The sequence below is a fragment of the Dermacoccus sp. UBA1591 genome, from assembly GCF_002322065.1.
GTDB lineage: Bacteria > Actinomycetota > Actinomycetes > Actinomycetales > Dermatophilaceae > Dermacoccus > Dermacoccus nishinomiyaensis.
The window spans coordinates 1-6430 of record NZ_DCNR01000037.1; the positions used below are offsets into that span (position 1 = coordinate 1).

The window sequence follows — 6430 nt, forward strand, 5'->3', positions numbered from 1 at the left end:
GATGGCCGTGACCGACGACAAGCTCTCGGCGAGGTTGATCGCCGGCAGCGGCGCACGGTCGTGGACGCACTTGCCGAGGAACTCCGCGGCGACGTGCGAGGCGATCGCCGCGGAGCCGCCGTTGCCGGCGACGAGGATCTTGTGTCCGCCGGTGAGCGCGTTCGTCACCGCCTCCCCCGCGGCGACGACCTGCGCGTGCAGCGCCGCCTCGCGCACGGCGTCGACGAGCTGCGCCCACGCGGCGATACCGGCGTCGAGACGTGAGGTGAGCGCGGGCGAGGCCGCGCCGTCGGCCAGGGTGTGGATGGGGTGCTCCATCAGCTCTGCCCCCTCCACGTCGTGACGCCGTCATGGCTGAAGATCGGCTCGCTCACCGTGAGGCCGAGGTCGATGAGCTGCTGGGCGACGATGTGACGGCGCTCGAACTCGCAGATGAACACCATGTGGCCGCCGCCGCCGGCACCCGTCACCTTGCCGCCGAGCGCGCCGTGGTCGAGGGCGCGGCGCATCGCCTCGTCGATGAGCGGCGTCGTGATGCGCGACGACATCTTCTGCTTCTCGCGCCACGCCTCCCCGAGCAGCCGGCCGATCGTGTCGACCTCGCCGCGCACGAGCGCGATCTTCATCCGCTCGGCGAGTTCCTTCTGCGCCCGCAACCCCTCGAGGGCCTCGGCGTTGCCCGTCTCGTAGCGGCTGCGTTGATCCTCGATGATGTGGTCGCTCACCCGCGTCCGTCCGGTGAACGCCAACAACATGTTGTGCTCGAGCTCGTGGACGGTGGCGCTGCGCACGCGCAGCGGGTTGACGACGACCTGGTCGGCGGTGAACTCGATGAAGTTGAACCCGCCGAACGCTGCGGCGTACTGATCCTGCGAACCGCCGGGAATGCCGAGATCCTCGCGTTCGAGGCGATAGGCGAGTTCGGCGATCTCGTACTGCGTGAGGTCGAGGCCGCAGTGCTGCGCGACGAGGCCGATGACGGAGACCATGACGGCGCTCGAACTGCCCAGCCCCGAACCGGGGGGCGCCGCGGTGTGGAGGAACAGGTCGAACCCGCTGACGGGTAGCGCACCCGGCACCTCGCGGATGCGAGCTATCGCGGCCTTCGGCAGATCGAGCTCACCGTTGTACTCGACCGGGTCGTCGACGCCGAAACCGATCGAGTAACCGAAGTCGAGCGACTGCACTGTGATGCGGCCGTCTGTGCGCGGACGCAGCGTCGAGTACGCGAACTGGCTGAGGGTGCCTGACAGGACGCAGCCGCCCTCGCGTTCGGGGAAAGGCGCGACGTCCGTGCCACCCCCGGCGAAACTGACGCGCAGCGGCGCCCGCGCACGCAGCACCGGACGTCGGTAGTCGACGTACGCCCGACCCTCGGGCGAAGGCCCGGGAGAAGATTCGGGGGTGGATCGCGCCTCGTCGTTCATGGGCGGCTAGCCTCCATTCGATGATGCGTGCCGGACGCACGCTACCCGATGGTAGATGTGAGGGAGGGCACATGCAGCGCATTCCATGGATCGATCCGTTGCGCGGCGTCGCTGCCGGGCTCGTCCTCGTCTCCCACGTCGCCTACTGGAGCGGCGGTTCGGGCATCGACGGCGTCGGGCGTCTGCTCGCCCGCGGTGACGTCGGCGTCGCCGTCTTCTTCGCCGTCTCGGCCTACCTGCTGACGCGTGGTGCGAGCGCGGGGGCGGCCCCGACGAGGCACTACTGGCGCAAGCGCGCCGCACGCATCCTGCCGGCCTATCTCGTCGCGCTCGCGGCGGTCGTCGTCGTCACGCTGGCGGTCGAACCGGGTGCGGTCGGCGTGCGCTCGGTGCTGTCACACCTGACGCTGCTGCAGGGATACGCGGGCGAGTCGTTCCGTGGATTCACGCAGGCCTGGAGCATCACGACGGAGGTGACGTTCTACGCCCTCGTGCCGCTGATCTGCCGGTGGTTGCGCGGCTGTCGCCGTGACGGTCGCTCTCCGCTGCCGGTCCTGATGTTCGTCGCCGTCGCCGGTCTCGTCGTGCAGACACTCGCCGCCTCGAGCGGACGGGCGAACCTCGGGGCCGTCAGCACGAGCGTCATCGGACACGCCGCGTGGTTCGCCGTCGGTGTGGCGGCGGGGTGGGTGTTCACGGCCGACCCGACGACCGGCGGGTCAGGCCGCCGGGCGCGGATGGGGCTCGCCGTGCGTGAGGCGTCGCCGTCAGCACTGCTGGGATGGGCGGGCGTCACGTACGTCGCGGTGGCCACACCGCTCGGCGGGCCGATCCACCTCGAGACACCGACGCACGGGCAGGCGCTCGTCAAGGAACTCGCGTACGCGCTCATCGCGGCGTTGCTGCTCGGCGCGGCCGTCCGAGCGTCGGAAGACGAGACGTGGCCGACGCGCGCCGAGGCGCAGGCCCTGCTGAGCGGCGCGGGCGACGTCAGCTACGGCCTGTTCCTGTGGCATGTTCTCGTGCTGCAGGTGCTGTTCACGACCCTGCACCTGAGGCTGTTCCACGCGCCGTTCGCTCTCGTACTCATCGTGACGCTCGTCGTGTCACTCGCACTGGCGCGACTCAGTTGGCGCGTCGTCGAAGCACCCGCCATCCGCTGGGCACACTGCTTACCTCGAGGCTGAACACGACGAGCGCGAGCGCCGTCAGCACCTGGCCGGAGACGGCGCCGAGCGATCCGCGATCGACGACGCCGAGCGCCGCCATGATCGGGCCGACCGCGGCCATGAGCGCGATGACGAGCACCCGCCGTCGACCCCGCGGCACGAAGCAGGCGACGAGGACGACGGGTATCGCCACCCATCCCAGGAGTGCCGTCGCGATGGCGGTGAGGACGGCAAGCGCGAGGGCGGCGCGGGGGCGCAAGGCCGGCACGGCAGATTCTGCGTGCGCTGTGAGTGCCCGCGGTGTCTGCAGCGCGATGTCGTCGGAGGCTGCCTGGCGGCGTATCGGCGCAGCGCGTCGCGATGACGCCGCGGCACACCACGTCGTGGCAATGAGCAGCACGAGGCACGCGAGTGCGCAGGCCGCACCGACGACGAGGCTGAGGCGGTGGAGGTGCTGCGGTGCGAAGACGAAGTGTTGTCCGTGGGCGGCGTGCTCGGCGCCCTGACGCCATCCGTCGAGGGTCACGAGGCGCGTGCTACCGGCGGTCATGCCAGATGCGGGGGTGGGCGATGCCGGGTCGAGAGCCCAACCGGCGTTGGCGCCCTGCGTCGAGGCGAGCGTCGGGTTGGCCGGCGTGTCCGTGCTCGAATCCGCAGTGAGTCCGAGCTGGTCCCTGGCCGCCGCGGCGGCCGGAACAAGTGTCACACGTTCGACCTCAGGTGAAACCTTCAGGTTGGCCTCGCCGGCAGGCAGGGCCATCAACCTCGTTCTCCCTGCAGTATCGGACCCTCCACCAGGTGTTCCGGCAGGCTGCCAGGCGCCGGATCCGGACCGCATCATGAGGGGCTCTCGCACCGATCCGGGCGCCACGCCAGCCTTGAACGTCAGCGTGACGTTCATGGTCGCAGCACGCGAGACCGTGAATGCTCGCGTCCACGCACCGTCATCCTCCGACGCCAGCGCGTGACCGTCGAACCAGGGGTGCGTACGCGTCAGGACGACGCCGTTTCGGGTGCCATCGACGGTGCGCGGCAGGTGTACGACGCTGACGACGGGGCGGGTGGAGCGCACCTCGACCAGCCCGACGGCTGCATTCTTCGTGCCCGTCCCCGGCGCCGCGCGCGGGGTGACCGCGACCGCGCGCGTCCCGGCTGGCACGTCGATTCTCCAGGTGCTACCCGCGCCCTGCTGCGGCTTCACGGATCGCCCGTCGAAGCGCACGTCGACGCTTGCCACCCGCGCGTCGCCCGTGGCCGCAGGGACGAGCGTCATCGTCTGAGCGGGGGCGCCGCCGTCCCACGTCACGCTCAGGGTGCTGGGCCGGTCGGCGCACGTCAGCCAGCGGGTGTCGTCGGAGCCGTCGAACGCCGCGTCCGCAGACGTGCCCGGGCCGAGGTAGAGCGAGGCGAACGGGTCGGCGGTCGACGATGTCGCCTCGATGCGCGAGGCGCCGGTGACGCGGCGGACGCTGCTTCCTGCGTCACGGCCGGGGAAGTCGAGGTCGTGCGCGCCGACGCGCGTGGGCGCGGGGTCATCGGCGGTGAGGGCAGGCCCGAAGGCCCGTCCGACGACCTGGCCGTTGTTGTACGCGCGGCGTCGCACGTCGTCGGTGATCCACCCGTCGGCACGGCCCGTGACGAACGGGCGCCTCGCGCTGACGCCGACGCCGGCGAGCGTCAGCGTCGACTCCGGACCGCCGAGGACGGAGACCGCAGCGCCCGTAGTCGACGGTGTGGGGGCCAGGTCGAAGACGTCGTAGCGCGTGGCGCCGCTGCCGTGGACGCGATGGGCGCTCACTCCGTCGGCGTGTGTCAGGGCTGCGACGTACGCCTGCGGCGGTGACGTCTGCTGCGACGTCGAACTCCCCCAGCGCACGACGATGCGGTGCACCCCCGCCCGTGCCGCCGCCTGCACGGCCTCGCTCGCCCGTCCCCGATCACTCGCCGAACCCGGCGCGAGGGCCGTGTCGACGGCATCGACGAGCCGCTGCGCACCCGGGTGGTAGAGCGGAGCCGAGGCGCGCACGACGATGGGCGACGCGGCGAACGCGGTGAGCGGTTCGTCGGTGGCGTTCCCCCAGTCAGCCTGGGCCGAGCGCGTCGACGGCAGGACGAGACTTGATCCGCCGTCGCGGGCTGCCGCGTCGTCCACGTCTCGGGCGGTGGCGACGAGCGAGGCCGGCCACGCGCGCACGCCGTTCGCGTCACCGAGACGCCCGACGAGCAACGGTGCCAGCGTGCCGACGAGGACGACGAGGATGCCGGCCCGCGCCACCCACGCGGTGCGTGCGGCGCGAGGGTGATCCGCACGAGTTTTCCTGCGCGCCAGCGCATCCCACGCCGCACCAACGCCGATGGCCAGGGGCAGTCTGACGAGCGGGTCGAGCTTGTGGACGTTGCGCGCCGCAGCGAGCGGGCCGTCGAGCAGATCGCGCATCAGACCGGAGAACGGGCCACTGTGCGTGCCGGCGTAGGGCAGGGCCATGCCCACGATGCCGCCCGCGAGCAGGATGACGCAGGCGACGCGGACGCGGCGCGCGGCGCGGATGACGTCATCCTGCGCGCCCCGCGAGGCACCACCGCGCGTCGTCATGAGCCCTGCGAGCGCGATGCCGGCGAGCGTCGAACCCGCGACGATGCTGAGGGTGCCCTGCGCGACGACCCACCCCGACTGCCAGACAGGGTGACCGTCGGCGTCGACGATGTAGGCGACCCAGTTGGACGCACCGCGCAGGATGGCGGGCAGCGTCGTCACGGCCGTCGTGATGCGCGCGGTCTCGATGAAGTCGAGGAACGGGTAGGCGTACCCGCCGAGGACGACGAGGGGCCCGAGCCACCAGGCGCTACCGAACGCGGCGCCGATCACGTACGCGCCGACGAGGTGCCACTCGCGCGTCACGACGAGCGCGAACAATCCGGCGCCGAGGACGGCGACGAGCGACGCCGTCGCGTTGACGCCGCCGAGGCACGCGACGAGCACACCGGTGGACGCGAGCAACCTGATGTGGCGGCCGCTGCGCCATCCCCACCACACGGCAAGGACGAGCCACGGCAGCAGCATGCCCGGCCACGTCTCGACGCTGAGTTCCGACAGCAGCGTCAGCACGCGTGCGCTCAGCGCGTACGCGACACCGGTGACGCAGGCCGCCCCCGCGCTCAGCCCGGCGATGCGGCGCGCGACGAGGGCCGCGCCGAGAAGGCCGACGACGAGGATGAACGACCACCACGCGCGCTGCGCCGCCCAGCCGGGCACGCCGAGCGAGTGCAGGACGCCGAAGAACGGGCCCATCGGGAACAGGTAGCCGTAGGCCTGGTTCTGCAGTTCGCCGAAACCCGAGTGCGTCGACCACGCGTCGAGCGAGCGCGCGAGGTAACGCCACGGCGAGACGACGAGGTCGACCTTGGTGTCCGGCTGGATGACGCCCGGCTGCACGAGCCACGGCACGGACGCGAGAACCAACGCGACGCGCAGCGCGAGCAGACGTGCGCGCGTCGCGTTCATCCGCGGCGCACGAGGACGAGCAGGTTCCACGTGACGATCTCGCGCAGCCCCGGCACCCGCAGGACGGCGCGGGAGGCATCCGGCCAGTAGCGGGGACGGGCGTCGATCAGCTCACCGCCGCGCTGCTCGACCGAGCGCGCCCAGGCGAGCCCCTGCGCGACGCTCACCCGGAAAAGGCCCTCGTCGACGAGGTTCTTCGGCGGGTGGCCATACCGACGCTCGTAGCGTCGCGCCGCCCGTTCGCCGCCGAGCCAGTGCCACGGCGACGTCTCGTGCCCACCCCACGGGCTCAACCAGTTCGTGTACGCGAGGAACAGCACGCCCCCCGGCGC

4 protein-coding genes and 1 pseudogene are annotated in these 6430 nt (G+C 71.7%); 1 reads left to right on the forward strand and 4 read right to left on the reverse strand.

The window, feature by feature from the left end:
• Both B2284_RS03855 and B2284_RS03860 read right to left on the reverse strand, forming a co-directional pair.
• A partial coding sequence (locus tag B2284_RS03855; RefSeq protein WP_286697215.1) for an SIS domain-containing protein occupies positions 1-318 on the reverse strand: 318 nt, incomplete at its 3' end.
• Complete coding sequence (locus tag B2284_RS03860; protein WP_006943302.1) at positions 318-1427, reverse strand: GHMP family kinase ATP-binding protein; 1110 nt, start codon at positions 1425-1427, stop codon at positions 318-320. The genes B2284_RS03860 and B2284_RS03855, both read right to left, overlap by 1 nt.
• A 71-nt stretch (positions 1428-1498) precedes the next feature.
• Here B2284_RS03860 and B2284_RS03865 point away from each other — a divergent pair, with 71 nt between their 5' ends.
• A complete protein-coding gene (locus tag B2284_RS03865) occupies positions 1499-2614 on the forward strand; it encodes an acyltransferase family protein (protein WP_286697216.1) in 1116 nt (371 codons plus the stop codon).
• Here the strand turns inward: B2284_RS03865 and B2284_RS03870 are convergent.
• Together B2284_RS03870 and B2284_RS03875 are read right to left on the reverse strand one after the other, a co-directional pair.
• Positions 2553-6098 (reverse strand): alpha-(1->3)-arabinofuranosyltransferase domain-containing protein, encoded by a 3546-nt coding sequence (locus B2284_RS03870; RefSeq protein ID WP_286697217.1) that lies wholly within the window; start codon positions 6096-6098, stop codon positions 2553-2555. The two genes, B2284_RS03865 and B2284_RS03870, sit on opposite strands and share 62 nt — an antisense overlap.
• Positions 6095-6430, reverse strand: a pseudogene (locus B2284_RS03875) (SAM-dependent methyltransferase); the annotation flags it as partial. The pseudogene B2284_RS03875 and the gene B2284_RS03870, both read right to left, overlap by 4 nt.